Raw genomic sequence first — 18,732 nt, forward strand, 5'->3', positions numbered from 1 at the left:
TTCTGCGGTTATTATTTTGTGAGGTATAATTTTATGAAATACGGTTTCATCAAGGTTGCATCCGCAACACCGAAAATCAGGGTTGCAGACTGTAAAACCAACACAATAAATATTATTGAACAGATTAAAGAGGCGCACAAAAACGGTGCGTCACTGGTTGTGTTTCCCGAGCTTTGCGTAACGGGCTACACCTGTTCCGATTTATTTTATCAGCGTGTTTTGCTTAATGCGGCTGAAAAATCAGTTGAGAAAATTCTTAAAGAAACAGCAGACCTTGACATAATCTCAATTGCAGGAGTTCCCGTCGCAATTGAATCGGCACTCTATAATTGTGCCGCAGTAATTTATAAGGGCGATATCCTCGGCATTGTTCCGAAGGTCAACATCCCTAACTACAGCGAATTTTACGAGGTTCGTCACTACACAAGCGGTAAGAACCTTTATGATGAAATTTCATATGCAGGCGTCGAAACCATAATTTCAGACAATCTTGTGTTCTGTTGTGACAAAATGCGTGATTTCAGTTTTGGTGTTGAAGTTTGCGAGGATTTGTGGGTTGCCGCATCTCCGTCTGTTGAACACGCAAAACACGGCGCAACTATAATCTGCAACCCGTCAACATCGGATGATGTAATAGGCAAGGCACAGTATCGCCGTGACCTCGTAAAAATGCAGAGCGGTAAGCTTTGTTGTGCATATATTTACAGCGATTCGGGCTTTGGCGAAAGCACAACGGATATGGTATTTTCGGGACAGAACATAATCTCCGAAAACGCATCTCTGCTTGCAGAAAGCAAGCGCTTTACAACAGGCATTATCTATGCAGACATTGATGTTAGCAAACTTTCGGCAGAACGCAGAAAGACAAATACTTTTACAAAAAGTGATGACAATAACTTTACCTCGGTATATTTTGATATGCCGTTAAAACATACCGAACTTACAAGAGAGTTCTCTCAGACTCCGTTCATTCCGTCAAACAAGTCAGACCTTGATGCCCGTTGTGAGGAGATTATAACAATGCAGGCAACAGGTCTTGCAACAAGACTTGCTCACACGGGAATTCAAAATGCGGTTTTAGGACTTTCAGGAGGTCTTGACAGTACGCTTGCTCTCATCGTCTGCGTTCATGCTTTTGATATGCTCGGTATTGACAGAAAGAATATTCATACTGTAACAATGCCGTGTTTCGGCACAACAAAGCGTACAAAATCAAACGCACAGCTTCTGGCTGAGGCTTACGGAGTGTCTTTTGAAGATATCAACATTACAAAAGCTGTTCGTCAGCATTTTGCAGATATCAACCACGATGAAAGCGTTACAAATATAACCTACGAAAACTCACAGGCGAGAGAAAGAACACAGATTCTCATGGATCTTTCAAACAAATATAACGGTCTTGTTATTGGCACAGGCGACCTTTCTGAGCTTGCCCTCGGTTGGGCAACCTACAACGGTGACCATATGAGTATGTATGCCGTAAATGTGTCAATTCCGAAAACCCTTGTTCGCTATCTCACTGCCTATGAGGCACAGCACAGCGAAGGAATTCTCAAAACTGTTCTTCTTGATGTTCTCGACACACCTGTAAGTCCTGAGCTTCTTCCGCCCGATAAAAACGGCGAAATTGCACAGAAAACCGAAGATGTGGTTGGTCCTTATGAACTCCACGACTTTTTCTTATATTATTTGGTAAGATTTGGCTTTGAGCCGAATAAAATATACTACCTTGCAAAGAAATCATTTGCAGGAAAATACGACAATGCCACAATCAAAAAGTGGCTCACAACCTTTGTCAGAAGATTCTTTACTCAGCAGTTCAAGCGTTCATGTCTGCCAGACGGACCGAAGGTTGGTTCTGTAACACTTTCGCCTCGTTCAGATTGGAGAATGCCGAGTGATGCGTGTGTAAATCTTTGGCTTGAAAATCTTGAAGAAGATTAAGAAATAAAATTTTGACGGTGATTTTATGAAATTGTTTATTACACGAGATGTATCTCCGTCCGATGTTTGTTTTTTGATTCGTGATGAATTGGGCAGGGATAAATATACTGCTGTTATGAAACGCAGAAAGAGAAGTATGCGTGGTGTTGTCAACAACATTGTAAGGCTTAATATTCTTGATGAGAATAAAAACCTTGTTGCAAGACTTCGACAGTTGCCTGTTGCAGGGGTAAATTCATTTACCTTAAAAACAGACAAAACAGCGGCAACCCTCGTGGTGCTTATGACCAACAATATGGTTCAATGCAGATTCTACGGCAATAATTGGAGAATTCTCGGTGATGTAATTTCAAAAAATTTCAGCATTGTTGATGTTGACAACGCACAGATATGTAATCACATCAAGCACCCTTTAGGGTGCGAACTTGAAATTGCCGATGCGCAAAACGAATTGATATGTTTGATGACCGCCTTATGCGTCAATATGATAAATACAGTTGACAAGCGAGAGGTACAGGTTGTATAATCTATGTGCAGACAGCGCAGATAAATATTAAAAATTGAAATTGTCAAAGCGACATCCTTTGATGTCGCTTTTTGCAAATTCAGCTTGCAACGCAAAATTTTGCGTTTAATATATTCTCAGGGAGGAATAAATATGGACAAATTATTAAAGCTTTTAAGTGAAAATTCCGGTTTTACAACAGCGGAAATAGCGGCAATGCTCGGCGAGCCTGAGGATTACATTAAGGCGCAGATTAAGGAATACGAAAATTCGGGGGTAATCAAGGGCTATCAGGCAGTCGTAAACTGGGATATGGTTGACGACAGCTATGTTGAGGCTTTAATCGAACTTCAGGTAACTCCAAAAAAGGAAACAGGCTTTGACGAAATGGCAGAACTCTGCATGGGCTTTGAAGAGGTTGAATCTCTCTATCTTATGGCAGGTACATACGACTTTGCTCTCATTGTAAGAGGTGAGTCGATGCAGGATATCGCAATGTTTGTTGCCAAAAAGCTTTCTACAATTGACGGTGTGCTTTCAACGGGTACACACTTTATTATGCGTCGCTACAAGGACAGAGGAGCGTGCCTCTTCAGCGATGAAGAGAAGCGTGACGGGAGGCATTTAATTCTGTGATAGATTACAATAATTTTATTAATAAAAAGATTTCAACGGTAAAACCTTCGGGTATCCGTAAGTTTTTTGATATAGCTAACGAAATGGACGATGTCATTTCTCTGAGTATCGGCGAACCCGATTTCCAGACGCCGTGGCACATCCGTGAAGAAGGTATTAACAGTCTGAAAAAAGGTAAGACATGGTATTCTCCGAACAGAGGCTTTGCCGAACTTCGTGAAGAAATTGCAGCTTACTACAAAAGAAGATTCGGTATTGAGTATGATGCCAAAAAGCAGACGCTTGTAACTGTCGGCGGCAGCGAAGCAATTGACCTTGTTTTCAGGACATTGCTTGATCCTGGTGATGAGGTTATCATTCCCGAACCTTCATTTGTTTGTTACGAACCGCTTACGGTGATGGCAGACGGCGTGCCTGTTATTATCAACACAAAAAACGAAGATAATTTCAGACTTAAAGCGTCAGACCTTCGTGCCGCAATTACTCCAAAGACAAAACTTCTTGTACTTCCGTTCCCGAACAACCCAACTGGTGCAATTATGGAAAGGGAAGATCTTGAAGAAATTGCAGAGGTAATTAAGGAACACAACATTTTTATCCTTTCGGACGAAATTTATTGTGAGCTTACATACGGCAATAAGAACCATGTTTCAATTGCTGAAATCGACGGTATGTATGAGCGCACCATTGTTGTAAACGGCTTTTCAAAATCATATGCCATGACAGGCTGGCGGCTTGGTTATGCACTCGGTCCTGTTCCTGTTATTGCTCAGATGACAAAGCTTCACCAGTACGGAATTATGTCTGCTCCTACAACCGCACAGTATGCTGCTATTGAGGCTTTGCGAAACGGTGACAGGGATGTAGAGATGATGCGTGGCGAGTATGATATGAGGAGAAGGCTTGTTGTGGACAGCTTTAACGCAATGGGACTCACCTGCTTTGAACCTTTGGGTGCATTCTATGTGTTCCCGTGTATCAAAAGCACAGGTCTTACAAGTGAGGAATTCTGTACAAGACTTATTGTGGACAAGCATGTTGCCGTTGTTCCGGGTACTGCGTTCGGTGAATCGGGCGAAGGCTTTGTCCGTGTGTCATATTCATATTCTATCAAGCATCTTAAAATTGCGCTTGAAAGAATCAAAGAGTTTCTTGATGAACTGAAAAAGGGTTAAAATATGGAAGTAAAAGTTCTTGCTCCTGCAAAAATAAATCTTTCTCTCGATGTTCTTTCAAAGAGAGCAGACGGCTATCACAATATTTCAACTGTTATGCAAGCCGTTGATTTGTATGATACAATCACAATCACAGACAATGAAAGCGGTACGGTGACAATTTCATGTAACTGTGAGGGCGTGCCGTGTGACGATTCAAACATTTGTGCAAAGGCGGCTTACAAGTTCTTTGATTATTGCAAAACGGATGTTAAGGGCATTCATATCGACATTGACAAGAAAATTCCCACACAGGCAGGTCTTGCCGGCGGAAGCAGTGACGGTGCGGCTGTTATTTTAGGCTTGAACAATATGTTCGGAACAATGCTCAAGCCGGCAGAAATGAGAGAAATCGGTGAAAAAGTAGGTGCGGATGTGCCTTTCTGCCTTGAGGGCGGAACAAAGCTTTGCACGGGAATAGGCACTGCAATCAAAAAAGTTGCCTCTTTTCGTTGTGACAGCATTGTAATCTGCAAACCAGACACAGTCAGCGTGTCTACTGCCGATGCATACAAAAAGGTTGACGCACTCAATCCTCACGCCTGCTATACCGATGAAATGGTTAAGGCACTGTTCAGCAGAGATATGTTTATGATTTCAACAACAATCTTCAATGACTTTGAACTTGCTCTGCAAATTCCGGAAGTTAATGAAATCAAGGGTATTATGCTCAAGTCAAAGGCAAGGGGAGCAGGTATGAGCGGTTCGGGTTCAGCCGTGTTCGGTGTGTTCACTTCATCACGCAGAGCCAAGAAGTGCTATGACAAGCTTTGTGAAAGCTACAAAGAAGTTTTTCTCTGCAAGCCCGTTTCAGACGGTTGCAAGGTGCTTTGATAAAATTTAATAATTCTGATTAAAATTACAATAACCTGTCCATACTTATTTCAAGAGAGGACAGGTTATTTTTATGAAAACAAATAAATCAATACTTTTAATCAAATCAGCAATAATTGCATTCGTACTTACAACACTCTATTCGGTAATTCCGTTTCAGGCGGTGTGTGCTGAAATCCCTAACAATGTTTTTCGTTTTCACATACTTGCAAATTCAGACACGGAAGAAGATCAGACTCTGAAGCTCAAGGTGCGTGACAAGGTTCTTGAAAGGACAAAAATTCTTTTTGATACGGCAAATTCAAAGTCGGATGCCGAAGAATTTGTAAAAGCAAACCTTGAAACTATAGAAGAAATTGCACAAAATGAGGTGTACAAAAACGGCTATAACTATCCTGTAAAAGCTGAAATTGTCAATATGCACTTTGATACCCGCCATTACGAAAGCTATACTCTGCCTGCCGGAATGTACGACGCACTTCGCATAACAATCGGCAATGCAAAAGGTCATAATTGGTGGTGCGTAATGTACCCGTCAATCTGCATTTCAACGGCAGACGAGGGAAAAGACAGGGCAAAAGATGTTCTTTCCGATGATGAATACAGCTTAGTAACTGATGATAAGGTGGAATATAAATTTTTCATAGTAGAACTTTTTCAGAAGATTTTTGTTTAATAACAGCAAAGTTCTTTAAATAACCCACGGAATATGTTATTATTTGTACAGATATTTAAAATAAAATTACTTTGTTGTAAATTAAATTTATGGAAGTGATGAAATGTTGAGATTTATTCTCGGAAAAAGCGGCAGCGGCAAAAGTACCGAGACTTTGAAGATTGCAGGCGAACTTGCCGACAGCAATCTTCCCGTAATGCTGATTGTGCCTGACCAGAGCACATTTGAATGTGAAAAAACCTTGCTTGATGTGTTCGGTGCAAAAAAAGCCGAGAAAGTTTTTGTATTCGGTTTTTCAAGACTTTGCAAATATGTTTTTGAGTTGACGGGAAATTCAGCCGATAATGTTATTGACGAGGGTACAAGAGCCGTTGTAATGAGCCTTGCGCTTGAAGAACTTACCGAAAAACTCCGTCTGCTTTCATCAAAGGGCAACAAAAGCCTTGTTGATGTTATGCTGCAGACTGTTTCCGATTTGAAGAAAAGTTCGGTTACAAACGATGAACTCAGAAGTGCGTCAATGCTTGTTGACGATGAAACCTTAAAGACAAAACTCAACGAAACCGCCCTCATAAGCGATACATTCGACGCTCTTGTCAGCCAAAGCTATATTGATCCTATGGATGACTTGACAAGGCTTAATGATATTCTTTTAAAGAATAATGTTCTCAGGGATTATACGATAATCTTTGACGGATTTTCAGGCTTTACAATGCAACAGCTCAAGGTGGTACGAAGCCTTATTCGTGACTGTACCGCTACATATTTTACCCTTACTCTTGATCCCATTACAGACGGTTCTGAGGAGGTTTTTGCAACCTCACAACAGACATATAAAATTCTCAAGGAATATGCAAAGCGTGACGGAGTTGATATTAAAGCTCCGATAAAGCTTACCGATTTACACCGCTTTAAAAATGTTAACCTTGCTTTGCTTGAACAGAATATTTTCAGACCGCACATTGAACCGCTTGAAATTGTTCCCAAAAACATCTGCGTTTACAATGCCGTTGATATGTATGACGAGTGCGAATATGTTGCCGGTAAAATCAAGCACCTTGTTATAGAAAAAGGTTATCTCTACTCCGACATTTCCGTAATTTGTCACGATACAGAACCGTACAGAGGTGTTTTGTCCGAAATTCTTGAAAAATACGAAATTCCGTATTTCAGCGATGAACACGCAGATATTGATGTAAAACCCGTAATAAGGCTTGTAAACTCAATTTTCAGATGCCTTATTTACGATTTTGACAGAGAAGATGTGCTTGCACTTTTGAAATCGGGTTTAACTGAATTTTCTGTTGAAGAAATAAGCCTTTTTGAAAACTACCTCTTTGTATGGAATGTTTCAGGCTCGGCTTTTAAAAATAAATTTGTTCAGAATCCTAAAGGCTATTCTGACAGGTTTTCGGTTTATGACAGAGAGGTTCTTGCAAAGGTTGAAAATCTGCGTGAATCAGTTATTGAACCGTTACTTCTTTTCAAAGAAAATGCAAAGGATAAAAACGGACTTGAAATTTCAAAGCTGTTCTATGCCCTTCTTGAAGAACTTAAAGTTCCCGATGCGTTACGCAGAATGTATGCGGAATTTGAACGCTCGTACGATAAATCGGTGGGTGCGGAGCAGATAAGAGTTTGGAATATGTTTATGGCTGTTCTTGACAAAACAGCCGCTGTAATCGGTACAAAAGCAATGACTGTAAAGCGTTATTACGAGCTTTTAAGCTTACAGATTAACGCAATGCAATTGTCCGATATTCCGAGAACAATAGATTGCGTAACGATAACAACCGCTCAAAGGGTGCGAATTTCTAAGCAGAAAGCGTCATTTCTCATTGGCTGTGTTGACGGAATTTTCCCGGCAATACCGCATACATCAGGCATATTCTCACCGTTTGAGTTAAAGATGCTTGCAATGAACGAAATTGAACTTGGTGACGATTTTGCCGCACACAATAACCTTGAAACATTTATGGCATATTCCTGTATGACCTCTGCAAGTGAGTTTCTTTCCGTATCTTTTTATTCATCGGATATAACGGGAACAACCTATCAGCCGTCCGAAATTGTCCTGCAATGTAAAAAGGTATTTAAAAATATCATTGCATATGACAAATTTGATTTTGACGGTAAAAAAGAAAGTATGTACGCACTCCGCCCTGCTTTTGATACAGTTGCCGATATGATCGGAAAAGGCAAAAAAGTGCCCGAATCATTGCTTGAAATTTTTGCACAAAATCCTGAATATTCTGCAAAGCTTGATTCGCTCATAAATGCAAAGGACAAAGTTCCCTTTAAGATATTTGATAAGAAAAATGCCGAAAAGCTTTTTGGTAAAAATCTCAATATTTCAGCGTCACAGCTTGAAAAATTCAATCTCTGCAGATTTTCCTATTTTTGTAATTACGGCTTGAATGTTCGGGAAAGACAAAGAGCCGAAATCAACCCCATGCAGTACGGAACGATTGTTCATTACATACTTGAACGCTTTTTCGGCGAATATACTAAGGAAGAGTATTTATCGCTTGAAGAAGATAAATTCCAAAAAATTGTCTGCGCATATCTTGCGGAATATGCAGTTAAATATTTCGGTGAAGAACAGCTTGAGTCAAATTCATTCACATACCGCCTAAAGACAATTCTTGATAATGTGATGTATCTGATGAAACATATTATGGAGGAACTTTCCCAGAGTGAATTTTTTGTTGCCGATTGTGAACTAAAAATTGGCGAGGATATTCCGTCATATACAATCGTACTGCCCGACGGTCACAAAATTGCAGTCTGCGGAAGTGTTGACAGAGTAGATATTATGCAGAGAGCCGATATAACATATTTGCGTATTATTGATTATAAAACAGGCACAAAACAGTTTAAGCTTTCCGATATTCTCTACGGAATCAATCTTCAGATGCTTTTGTATCTCCATTCAATCGAGGCTTCGGGCGGCGACAAATACGGAGAAATTGTACCTGCCGGGATTTTGTATATGCCTGCAACCGTTCCGTATATTTCGTCAGACAGTCTGAAATCAATTGACAAGCTGCCCGATGAACTTAATAAAAAGCTCAAGATGAACGGACTTTTGCTCAAAGATACAGAAATAATTCACGGAATGGATAAGACAGACGTCGCAACATACATTCCTGTAAAAATTAAAGCGGGCGAACCTGTTTCTTCAACAAGCCTTGCAACACTTGCAGAATTCGGTAAAATCTTTAAAAAGGTTGATATGCTCATCGCTGAAATGGGCAAAAATATCTATAACGGTAACATTGAGGCGAAACCGCTCAAAGGCGGTCACGATTCATGCGAATACTGCCCTTACGACAGCGTATGTGCTTACAGACAGAGTAACCCGATAACTTGTTTTTCTGTCGATAACAAGACCGTTATCGAAGAAATTACAAACGAAATTAACGGAAAGGAGGAAGAGTAATGTCAAGAAATTGGACTCCGCAACAGAAGAATGCAATTTATGCAACAGACGGTTCGGTGCTTGTATCGGCTGCCGCCGGTTCGGGCAAAACTGCCGTGCTTGTAGAGCGTGTAATAAAGCTTATTACACGTGAGAAAAATCCCCTTGATGTTGACCGCCTTCTTATCGTAACATTCACAAGAGCGGCGGCTGCCGAAATGCGTGAAAGAATACAGGCGGCAGTCAACAAACTTCTTGAAAATGATCCGTATAACGCTCATTTGCTTGCACAGCGACAGCTTTTGTACAGTGCAAATATCTCTACAATAGACAGCTTTTGCGGAGATATTGTCCGTGAATATTTTCATACGCTCGATGTTGCAAGAGATTTTCGTATTGCCGATGAGGGTGAGCTTGAAATTCTCAGACAAGAGGCACTCGACAATACATTTGAAAGCTTTTATGACAGCGAAGATGACTGCTTTTATTCTTTGCTTGATCTTTTTAAAGGAAAACAGGGCGACCAAAAACTGCGTGAAACAGTCCTTAAAATATCCGAGTTTCTTACAACTCAGCCGTTCCCCGATAAATGGCTTGATGATATGCTCGAAAACTATTCTGAAACCGATATTGAAAAAACTGTGTGGGGCAAAATTATAATCGACTATGCTCTGAGTGCCGTGCTTCACGGAATCAATCTGACTGAAAATTCTATTCTTCGATTAAAAGATGACGAAAAACTTCAGGATGCAGTCGAACCCCTGCTTGTCGGTGATTTAGCATATTTTACCCTTGTTCAATCGAAATTTGTTTCTTCATCATGGGATGAAATCAGACAGGCAATATTTTCTTTTGAAACAGGAAGAATGAAAAGTCCGAAAGGATACAAGGATAATCCGATTAAAATTTCTGTTTCATCCAACAGAGATGAGGTCAAAGAAACGGTGAAGAAACTCCAATCATTGTTTTTTTGGAGTGAGGAAGATGCAAGGCTTGAATTGTCGCAGCTTCATAGGTTCATATCTACCTTGTTTACACTTGTTCGTGCATATGACAAAAATCTTTCCGAACTCAAAGCGAAGAAAAATATTCTCTCGTTTGCCGATATTGAATCGCTTACTGTAAAACTTCTTGCAAAGCCCGATGATGAAAACGGCTATACCAAAACCGTTCAGGCTCAGGAGATTTCAAACAGATTCGATGCTGTTATGGTTGATGAATTTCAAGATGTAAATGATGTTCAAGACCTTATCTTCAAGTCGGTAAGCAATGATGAAAGCAATCTTTTTGTGGTTGGCGATGTAAAGCAGAGTATCTACGGATTTCGTCAGGCAAAGCCCGAAATTTTTATTGAACGCAAAAACGAATATAAACGATTCAATGAAGAAAATCCCGAATATCCTGCAACTATAATTCTTGACAGAAATTTCCGCAGTCGTTTTGAGGTGTGTGATGCGGTCAATTTTATTTTTGAAAGAATAATGACCAAGGAATCCGCAAAAATGGAATATAATTCCGATGAAAGGCTGGTAAACGGTGCTGAGTTTCCAAAGTCTGATGATTGTAATTTTGAAATTTCATTGATTGAATCCGAAAACTCAGACCTTGAAAAAGAAGAAATTGAGGTAAAGTACATAGCGGATAAAATTCACGATATGATTAATTCGGGCTTTAGAGTTAAGGACGGAGATATAATGCGTGAAGCCCGTTACGGTGACTTTGCAATAATTCTTCGCAGTCCAAGCGGAAAGGCCTCAACTTATGTCAACACTCTGAACAACAGCGGTATTCCTGCCTACAGCGAGAATAAGTCAAGTTTTTTTGATGCAGTTGAAATCAAAATTATGCTCAACCTTCTGCGTGTAATTGACAACCCCGGGATTGATATTCCGCTTTTGTCGGTTTTGTGCAGTCCTATGTATGCGTTCACTCCCGATGAGCTTGCCGAAATGCGTTGTGAAAGCAGAAAATCTTCGCTTTACTCTTCTGTCTGTGAATATGCGAGAACGAACGATAAGGCAAGAAAATTTGTTGATGAACTTAAAATTCTGCGTGATTGTGCCTGTACAAATTCCGTTGACGCTCTCATTTCAAAAGCGTGTGAAATGACAGGGTTTATGTCTATTTCGCTTGCAGTCAGCGGTAATGATTCGACACTTAAAAACCTGGAGCTGTTGCGTGAATATGCAAGAAGTTTTGAGAGCAACGGCTACAAAACGCTTTCTGATTTTATTTCATATACCGACAAGCTTATTGCCAATAAGACAAACCTTGACGCATCATCACAAAATGAGGGCGACTCTGCAAATGCCGTGAGAGTTCTCAGTATTCATGCGTCAAAAGGACTTGAATTTCCGGTTTGCTTTATTGCCGACATAACCCACCAATTCAATAAAACCGACCTTAGAAACGATATTCTTCTCGACAGCAAGGCAGGACTCGGCATCAAGACTCAGAGCAATGGTGTTGTTTATAACACCTTCCCACGCCTTGCAACAGGGCTTAAAATTGAAGAAAACCTTATTGCCGAGGAAATGCGTGTGCTTTATGTTGCACTCACAAGAGCAAAGGAAAAGCTTATCTGTGTCGGTGCAGTAAAGAAGTGCAGTGATTATCTTGAAAGGCTGTATTCAAAGCTTGTGTCCGAAAGTGTAATTGAACCCTATACTGTCACAAGCTGTCAAAGCTATTGCGACTGGCTCTGTCTTTGTGCATTAGTTCACCCGTCACTCAATAATCTGCGTAACGACATTATGCCGGGTTCAAAGGTAATTCCGCACAACGGAGAATCAGATTGGAAATTGCAGATTATCGTTGATGAAAAAATGATTGATAAGGATAATGTCTTTGAGGACGATATTACTTCAACAAATCTGTTACAGGTTGCCGATGTATCCGATGATACTTTTGATTATGCAAAACTTTTGAAAAAGAATCTTGATTTCAAATACAGAAACAGGGATATACTTTCACTCCCCCAAAAGGTCAGTGCGTCCGATATTGCACACAGTCAGAACGGTGATTATTTTGAAAAGATTCTTTCAAAGCCGTTATTCATAGCTGAACAAAATTCCGCTCCTGTTGCAAGAGGTACTGCTCACCACAAGTTTTTGCAATACTGCAATTTTGAACAGGCAAGAGCAAGTCTTGATACTGAAATTGACCGTCTTTTAAATGACGGAAAACTTACACAGGAACAGGCTGATATGATTGACAGAAAAACACTTAATGAATTTCTGTCAACCAAACTAATTGACCGTATAATTGCATCACAGCTTGTAATGCGTGAAAAACGATTTACCGCAAGGCTTAAACCGGCGGAAGTATTTGATGAATATAAAGATGTAAAAACCGATGCAACAGTAATAATTCAGGGTGCGGTTGACCTTGCGTTTGTTGAGGACGGAAAGCTTGTTATTGTCGATTACAAAACCGACAGGATAAAAGATATAACAAAACTTGCAGGACTTTACAAGAAGCAACTTTATTTGTACAAATCGGCAATGGAGCAGTCCGAAGAACTTACCGTTAAAGAATGTATTCTTTGCAGTATCCACCTCGGCGCATACATTACCGTATAAAAAGAAAACCGTCCGTAAAATCTGCGGACGGTTTAATCATATTCAGTTTATATCGGTTGCTTCTGCATCAATCATTCTTTGATTGCGGTCGTATTCTTTGTGATAACGGCTGAGCAGAATAATAAGTGAAAATCCCGAAACACCTTCATAAATAAGCGCAATTCCGAGTGCAATCATAAGCAATGCACCAAAAATGTTTGTAAAGAAAATTGTTGTAAGACTGAACATAATCATTACAATTGCTATAATAAACGGAATCCACCATTTTCTCATACCGAGCGATCTCAGCGTGAGCGAATGTTTCATATCCATAATGCTGTCAACAATAATGATAATGCCAATCGGAATATTGATTATTGCCGCAATTGAAGTGGGTGAAAACAAAGCAAAAATACCGAAGCCGGTTGAAATAACGCCTATTACAAGTTCAAAGTACATACCGCCTTCTCTGTCAACAAAGAAAGAAATTATGTTGAACAGTCCGTAAACAGTCATTGCACCGCCGAGTGCATAGCACAAAACATCAAGCACCTTTTGCGGAAAGACAACCGTCACAATGCCGAGTACGATATAGGCGAGAGAGGTCATCATCATAGTAGCCGCCGGATTTTTCTTTTTCTTATGTTCACTCATTTAATACACCTCAGTCTATTCTCTTGTCGCAGTAACCGCACATTACCATACCAAGCTTTTCGTAGCTGAGGTTCGGAAGATATGGCTCCTGCTGTGTGATACATTTCGGATTGTTGCAGTGATGATTCGATACAACAAACGGTCTGTTTTCAACAAAGAACTCATCATCCTGCAAAAGCAGAAGAATAAGTGCCATTCTGCCGTACATACCGTACTGAGCCTGTTTGAAATACAACGCTCTCGGGTCATCATCAATATCAACTGTAATTTCGTTTACTCTCGGCAATGGGTGAAGAATTATCATATCTTCTTTTGCCTTGTCAAGTTTTTCTTTGTCGAGAACGAAAACATTTTTCTGTGCCTGATAATCTTCTTCGCTTGCAAATCTCTCACGCTGAATTCTTGTCATATACAGAACATCAAGGTCTGTGATTGCATCTGCAAGGCTATGAGAAATTTCATACTTACAGCCGTTCTTTTCAAGAATGTCAATAACATAAAGCGGAACGCTGAGTTCCTTTGTTGAGATAAGTACAAAGCTGTTGTTCGGATATTTTGCAAGTGTCTTGATAAGCGAATGAACTGTTCTGCCGTTGAGAAGGTCACCGCATACACCTACTCTGAGGTTATCAAGTCTGCCTTTTTCACAGCTGAGAGTGATAATGTCGGCAAGCGTCTGAGTTGGATGAAGGTGACCGCCGTCACCGCAGTTGATAACGGGAACACCTGCATAGAGAGATGCCGCAGCGGCAGTACCCTCAACAGGATGACGTATTGCGATAATATCGGCATATTCGCCGACAATTGTAATTGTATCTTTAAGGCTTTCGCCCTTTGAAACGGATGAATTCATCGGATTGTCAAAACCGATTGTTCTTCCGCCGAGTTTAAGCATAGCCGTCTGGAATGACATCTGTGTTCTTGTACTCGGTTCATAAAATAATGTAGCAAGAATTTTGCCGTCACAGGCGTGCCGATAGTCGGCGGGACTCTGCATAATCTTTTTAGCTTTTCTGATAATTTTGTCAATCTGCTCGGTAGACATAACCGATAAATCAATCAAATTTTTGTCAAACATAAATAACACAGCTTTCTGCAATTTTTTCTATTTTATCAAAATTTTCTGTATTTATATATACTTAAAAGAAAAATGGGAATAAAGAATAAAAGAATTTTACTCATTCCCGCATTAATTTTATAAGGTATGAAAAATATTAAATTGTGCGTCAAAATGGTGTGCCTAAATAAAAAGCATTTTGAAAATACGGTATAAGAAATTCACCGTGAACCGGCAAAGTCGATTAAAACATTCGTACAAAGTATTTTTGTTGACAAAAAATGCATTAATGTGGTATCATATTAATAGTTATATCAAAGTGCAGACGCGTTTTTTACTGCGTAATTCTGCTGTTAAAAAAATAAATTTGACTGCATTTTGTAAAGTGAAGTCTGATTTGTGTTTTGAAAGGATTGTCTTACTATGGTTACAGCTATGTTATTTGCAGGCGGTATCGGTGCAAGAATGAAGTATTCCGATATGCCTAAACAGTTTCTTGAGGTTGGCGGAAAGCCGATTATTATTCACACAATGGAGCATTTTGCCCGTCATCCTAAGGTTGATGCGATTGTTGTTGCCTGTAAGGCTGACTGGATCGGCTACCTTAATGAGCTTATTGAGGCATTCAATGTTCCAAAGGTAAAGGCTGTTGTTCCGGGCGGTGCTAACGGTTTTGATTCTATTCACAACGGCGTAATGGCTACTGCCGAATTTTCAAAAGATCCTGAGGATATCATCCTTATCTGTGACGGTGTTCGTCCTATGCTCAGCGAAGAACTCATCACTAACTGTATTAAGGATACCAAAAAGTACAAAACAGCCGTTCCTGTTACTCCGAGTATTGATTCACTTCTTTACAGTGAGGACGGAGAAACCTGTGGCAAGAGTTACCAGAGAAGTACCATGTACATTACACAGGCTCCGCAGGGATATACAATGGAAAGAATTCTTTGGGCTCACGAAGAAGCTTATAAGAGAGGTATTACAAACCCTGTTTCCTCAAGTGAACTTTTTATTGAGCTCGGCGAAAAGGTTCATCTTTTCCTTGGCGAGAGATTCAACATTAAGGTAACAACACCTGAGGATCTCACAACATTGCGATCACAGTTCTATTATGAAAACTACAAGCAGTTTGCAAAGGAAGAACTTAAATATGGATTATAATGTTCAAAGTAATATAAAAAAGACGGTTTTTTCCGATATTAAAGAAATTACAAATACAAATGTTGATTGGAACAGATTTAACGGTAAAACTGTTCTTATAACCGGTGCAGGAGGATTTATCGGTTATTATCTTGTTCTCACATTTCTCGCAAGAAATGACTTTTATAACAATAACATCAAGCTTCTTGCGTTCGTAAGAAACAGAGAGAGAGCCGAGAAAAAGTTTGGCGTTCTTCTTGAAAGAGATGACATTGAGCTTGTTGTTGCCGATGTTACAAATAAGATTGAATGTGAGAGAGCGGATTTTATTATTCATGCCGCAAGTCAGGCAAGTAATATTCAATTTGAAACCGATCCTGTAGGCACTATTAACGCAAATCTCAGCGGTACATCAAACATTCTTGATTTTGCTCTTGAAAGCAAAAGTGAGTCTGTACTTGTTGTTTCGAGCCTTAAAGTGTACGGTGCTTTGCACAACGGTAAAAACAGTATTTCCGAAGATGATATCGGTTATATTGATTTTACTTCCTATAAAAATTGTTATGCAGTGGGTAAGAGAGCGTCTGAAACTCTTGCCGCAAGCTATTGCAAACAGTTTGGACTCAATGTAAAGATTGCAAGACCGAGCTATATTTACGGTGCCAGCAGTCTTACGGATGATCGCGTCTGGGCGCAGTTTATTGCAAATGTTGTTCGTCACGAAAATATTCTTCTCAAAAGCAACGGTGCGGCTAACCGTTCATTCTGCTATGTTACCGACACGGTTTCTGCTCTCATATACATTATGCTTAACGGTGAAAATGTTACACCGTATAACATTTCTTATGAAAAATCAGATACAACAATAAGAAATTTTGCAAAGACAGCTTGTGAGGTTTTCCCTGAGAGAAATATGACTTTGGCTTTTGCCAATCCCGAAGATGAAAAGGAGCCTGAGGTTGATACCTCCGCTCTTGCAAAAACTCCCGAAATTCTTGACAGTTCAAGACTCTGCAGCCTTGGATGGAAGCCTCTTGTTGACCTTAAAGAAGGAATAAGAAGAGCAGTCGGAATTCTTGAAGAAAATTAATAACAGAAATTAGGAATACAGTTATGTCTGAGTTGTTACTTAACCAATTTGAACAGGACAGAGCACTTGTAGCTTTGCGTTATAAGAATTTGAACATCCGTAAATTATTCGGAAAATCTGTTTTTATAGCAGGAGGCGGAGAACTCGCCTTTTCTCTTGTATCATCACTTCGCATGGTTAACTTAAAAAAACAAGCAGGCATAGCTGTATTTTTGCTTGTAGAGGATAACGAAAGCTATGACAGGAGATTCGATTATATCGATTCATCAGATTTTTCCATCGTAAAGTATTCTTCACTTAATGCGGTTAATAAATGCGGAGATATACTTATTGAAACGGGATTTTTGCTTTCTGATAGAGTTGAAGGCGTTGATGTATTTAAAAATCATATCAACAGGGCAAATAATATTATCTCGGCTGTCAATGCGTTAAAGATAAAAGAAACTGTTCTTGTGTCAGACGCCTCAATTTACGGAACACTCGGAAAAGATTTTGTTATTTCCGAAAAAGAAAAAACACATTCCGCTTTTAATTCGGATTCATTAAAAGCAATGCTGATTCAGTCTGTTGAGAATCTTTATTTTTCTGCGTCTCATATGTATGATTTTTCAATCAAAGCAGTTAGAAGCGGCAAGATTATATCTGCAAATTCAAGTTCCGATTTTGTAAGGAATATGCTGGAATCGGCTGTTCACGGAAAATCTTTGAATGTTAAGAACAAATCACCCAAAGTGTCTTATATAAGTATTAATGACTTGATTTCTGCTGTTCTGTTTGTTCTTTGTAACGGTGAGAACAATCAGGTGTATAACGCTTGCTCAGATAGTTCAACCGTAAATTCGGCGGAATTTTCACTTACGCTTTCGGATGCTTTTGATGAGTGCGAGGTTAACATAACTTCTGCAGGTGATTCTACGGACGACTGTGCCATTGACTGCACAAGACTGAAAAAGCTTGGTTGGTTATCAATGGTCAACTACAAGGACGCACTCCTTATTTCGGGACACGAGATAATGGATGATGACAGTATATTTATGTTTTCCGATTCATATGACGGCAAGCTTAATGATATTCAACAGATACTTCTGGGCTTTTTACTTGAGGTTGACAGAATTTGCAAAAAGCATAACATAAAGTATTTCTTGGGCGGAGGAAGTCTTTTGGGTGCAGTAAGACATAAAGGCTTTATTCCGTGGGACGATGATGCAGATGTTATGATGCTTAGAAAAGATTACGACAGGTTTCTTTCGGTATTGCCGAGTGAACTCCCGAATTATCTTTTTGCACAGACTCAAAAAAATGAAAAAGACAGCCATTTTCCTTTTACAAAACTGCGAATAAACGATACTCTGCTTTCTACTGAGTTTACATCAAGATTTCCCAATATTCATAACGGAATTTTTCTTGATGTGCTTGCACAGGATTATACTTCAAACAATGCTTTCTTACGAAAAATTCATATGAAAGCAACTGCAAGCTCAAGATGGCTGGTGCTTGATAAGTGGAGAGGCACTTCGGTGAATGCAAACAGCAGATTTTCTTCTTTGTGTGCGAATATTCTGAGAAAGATTTTTCCGCTTGGATTTTTGCAAAAGGTTCAAAATAAACTTATTTCACTTCATAAGAATATGAAAAATCCGAAATATCTGTTTGACAGTATGGGAAGAAATGTTTCAAGAGGAGCTTTCCCTGCCGAATGGCTTGATGAGGCGATATGGGTTGATTTTGAAAATGCAAAACTGCCTATTCCTAAAGAATATGATAAGTACCTGAAGTATCTTTACGGGGACTATATGGAAATGATTCCTGTAAGCGAAAGACATGTAAGTCACGATATCAAGCAAATTGATCTCGGAGAATATGCAGGATATGTCTGCAATGACAGCTTTGCAAAGCTTGAAAAATAATTCTAAATTGCATTATTAAGTGGGATATTATTAAAAATTTCAGCTTATAGTAATTGTAAGCAATATTAAGACAGTACCCATTTTTATTGAC

General features: G+C 39.5%; 13 protein-coding genes. 11 read left to right on the forward strand and 2 right to left on the reverse strand.

From position 1 onward, the window contains the following. Window positions 1-33 precede the first annotated feature (33 nt). The 8 genes from WMO31_RS02675 to addA all read left to right on the forward strand — a co-directional run bounded on the left by WMO31_RS02675 (window position 34) and on the right by addA (window position 12,811). The gene (locus WMO31_RS02675; RefSeq protein WP_367999149.1) at window positions 34-1,944 is read left to right on the forward strand and encodes an NAD(+) synthase; all 1,911 of its coding nucleotides are present in this window, start codon (window positions 34-36) and stop codon (window positions 1,942-1,944) included. Between the two features lie 25 nt (window positions 1,945-1,969). Continuing rightward, the gene (locus tag WMO31_RS02680) at window positions 1,970-2,470 is read left to right on the forward strand and encodes an LURP-one-related/scramblase family protein (protein WP_015523762.1); all 501 of its coding nucleotides are present in this window, start codon (window positions 1,970-1,972) and stop codon (window positions 2,468-2,470) included. Between the two features lie 132 nt (window positions 2,471-2,602). After that, complete coding sequence (locus tag WMO31_RS02685; RefSeq protein WP_015523763.1) at window positions 2,603-3,085, forward strand: Lrp/AsnC family transcriptional regulator; 483 nt, start codon at window positions 2,603-2,605, stop codon at window positions 3,083-3,085. After that, window positions 3,085-4,260 carry a pyridoxal phosphate-dependent aminotransferase gene (locus tag WMO31_RS02690; protein WP_438871030.1) on the forward strand — a complete coding sequence of 392 codons (1,176 nt, stop codon included), beginning with the start codon at window positions 3,085-3,087 and terminating at the stop codon, window positions 4,258-4,260. The genes WMO31_RS02685 and WMO31_RS02690 overlap by 1 nt, the downstream gene beginning before the upstream one ends. A 3-nt stretch (window positions 4,261-4,263) precedes the next feature. Beyond that, window positions 4,264-5,133 carry a 4-(cytidine 5'-diphospho)-2-C-methyl-D-erythritol kinase gene (gene ispE / locus WMO31_RS02695; RefSeq protein WP_015523764.1) on the forward strand — a complete coding sequence of 290 codons (870 nt, stop codon included), beginning with the start codon at window positions 4,264-4,266 and terminating at the stop codon, window positions 5,131-5,133. 73 nt (window positions 5,134-5,206) lie between these two features. Next, complete coding sequence (gene spoIIR, locus WMO31_RS02700) at window positions 5,207-5,809, forward strand: stage II sporulation protein R (protein WP_015523765.1); 603 nt, start codon at window positions 5,207-5,209, stop codon at window positions 5,807-5,809. A gap of 103 nt (window positions 5,810-5,912) precedes the next feature. Next, complete coding sequence (locus tag WMO31_RS02705) at window positions 5,913-9,251, forward strand: PD-(D/E)XK nuclease family protein (RefSeq protein WP_367999150.1); 3,339 nt, start codon at window positions 5,913-5,915, stop codon at window positions 9,249-9,251. Beyond that, window positions 9,251-12,811, forward strand: coding sequence for a helicase-exonuclease AddAB subunit AddA (gene addA / locus WMO31_RS02710; protein WP_367999151.1), 3,561 nt, complete (start codon window positions 9,251-9,253; stop codon window positions 12,809-12,811). The genes WMO31_RS02705 and addA overlap by 1 nt, the downstream gene beginning before the upstream one ends. A gap of 42 nt (window positions 12,812-12,853) precedes the next feature. Here the strand turns inward: addA and WMO31_RS02715 are convergent, their stop codons facing one another. Both WMO31_RS02715 and pyrB read right to left on the reverse strand, forming a co-directional pair. Next, window positions 12,854-13,444: an HdeD family acid-resistance protein gene (locus WMO31_RS02715; protein WP_015523768.1), complete on the reverse strand. Its 591-nt coding sequence runs from the start codon at window positions 13,442-13,444 to the stop codon at window positions 12,854-12,856. 10 nt (window positions 13,445-13,454) lie between these two features. Next, window positions 13,455-14,522, reverse strand: a complete 1,068-nt coding sequence (gene pyrB / locus WMO31_RS02720; RefSeq protein ID WP_117847333.1) for an aspartate carbamoyltransferase — start codon at window positions 14,520-14,522, stop codon at window positions 13,455-13,457. A gap of 402 nt (window positions 14,523-14,924) precedes the next feature. Here pyrB and WMO31_RS02725 point away from each other — a divergent pair, with 402 nt between their 5' ends. From WMO31_RS02725 to WMO31_RS02735, 3 genes are read left to right on the forward strand one after another with little or no spacing between them, the layout of a single operon-like run. After that, on the forward strand, window positions 14,925-15,665 hold the full coding sequence (locus tag WMO31_RS02725) for an IspD/TarI family cytidylyltransferase (protein ID WP_015523770.1): 741 nt from the start codon (window positions 14,925-14,927) through the stop codon (window positions 15,663-15,665). Continuing rightward, window positions 15,655-16,734 (forward strand): NAD-dependent epimerase/dehydratase family protein, encoded by a 1,080-nt coding sequence (locus WMO31_RS02730; protein ID WP_015523771.1) that lies wholly within the window; start codon window positions 15,655-15,657, stop codon window positions 16,732-16,734. Before WMO31_RS02725 ends, WMO31_RS02730 begins: the two co-directional genes overlap by 11 nt. Window positions 16,735-16,757: 23 nt before the next feature. Further along, the gene (locus tag WMO31_RS02735; RefSeq protein ID WP_367999152.1) at window positions 16,758-18,641 is read left to right on the forward strand and encodes a LicD family protein; all 1,884 of its coding nucleotides are present in this window, start codon (window positions 16,758-16,760) and stop codon (window positions 18,639-18,641) included. Window positions 18,642-18,732 lie beyond the last annotated feature (91 nt).

The organism is Ruminococcoides intestinale (genome assembly GCF_040095935.1).
GTDB lineage: Bacteria > Bacillota > Clostridia > Oscillospirales > Acutalibacteraceae > Ruminococcoides > Ruminococcoides intestinale.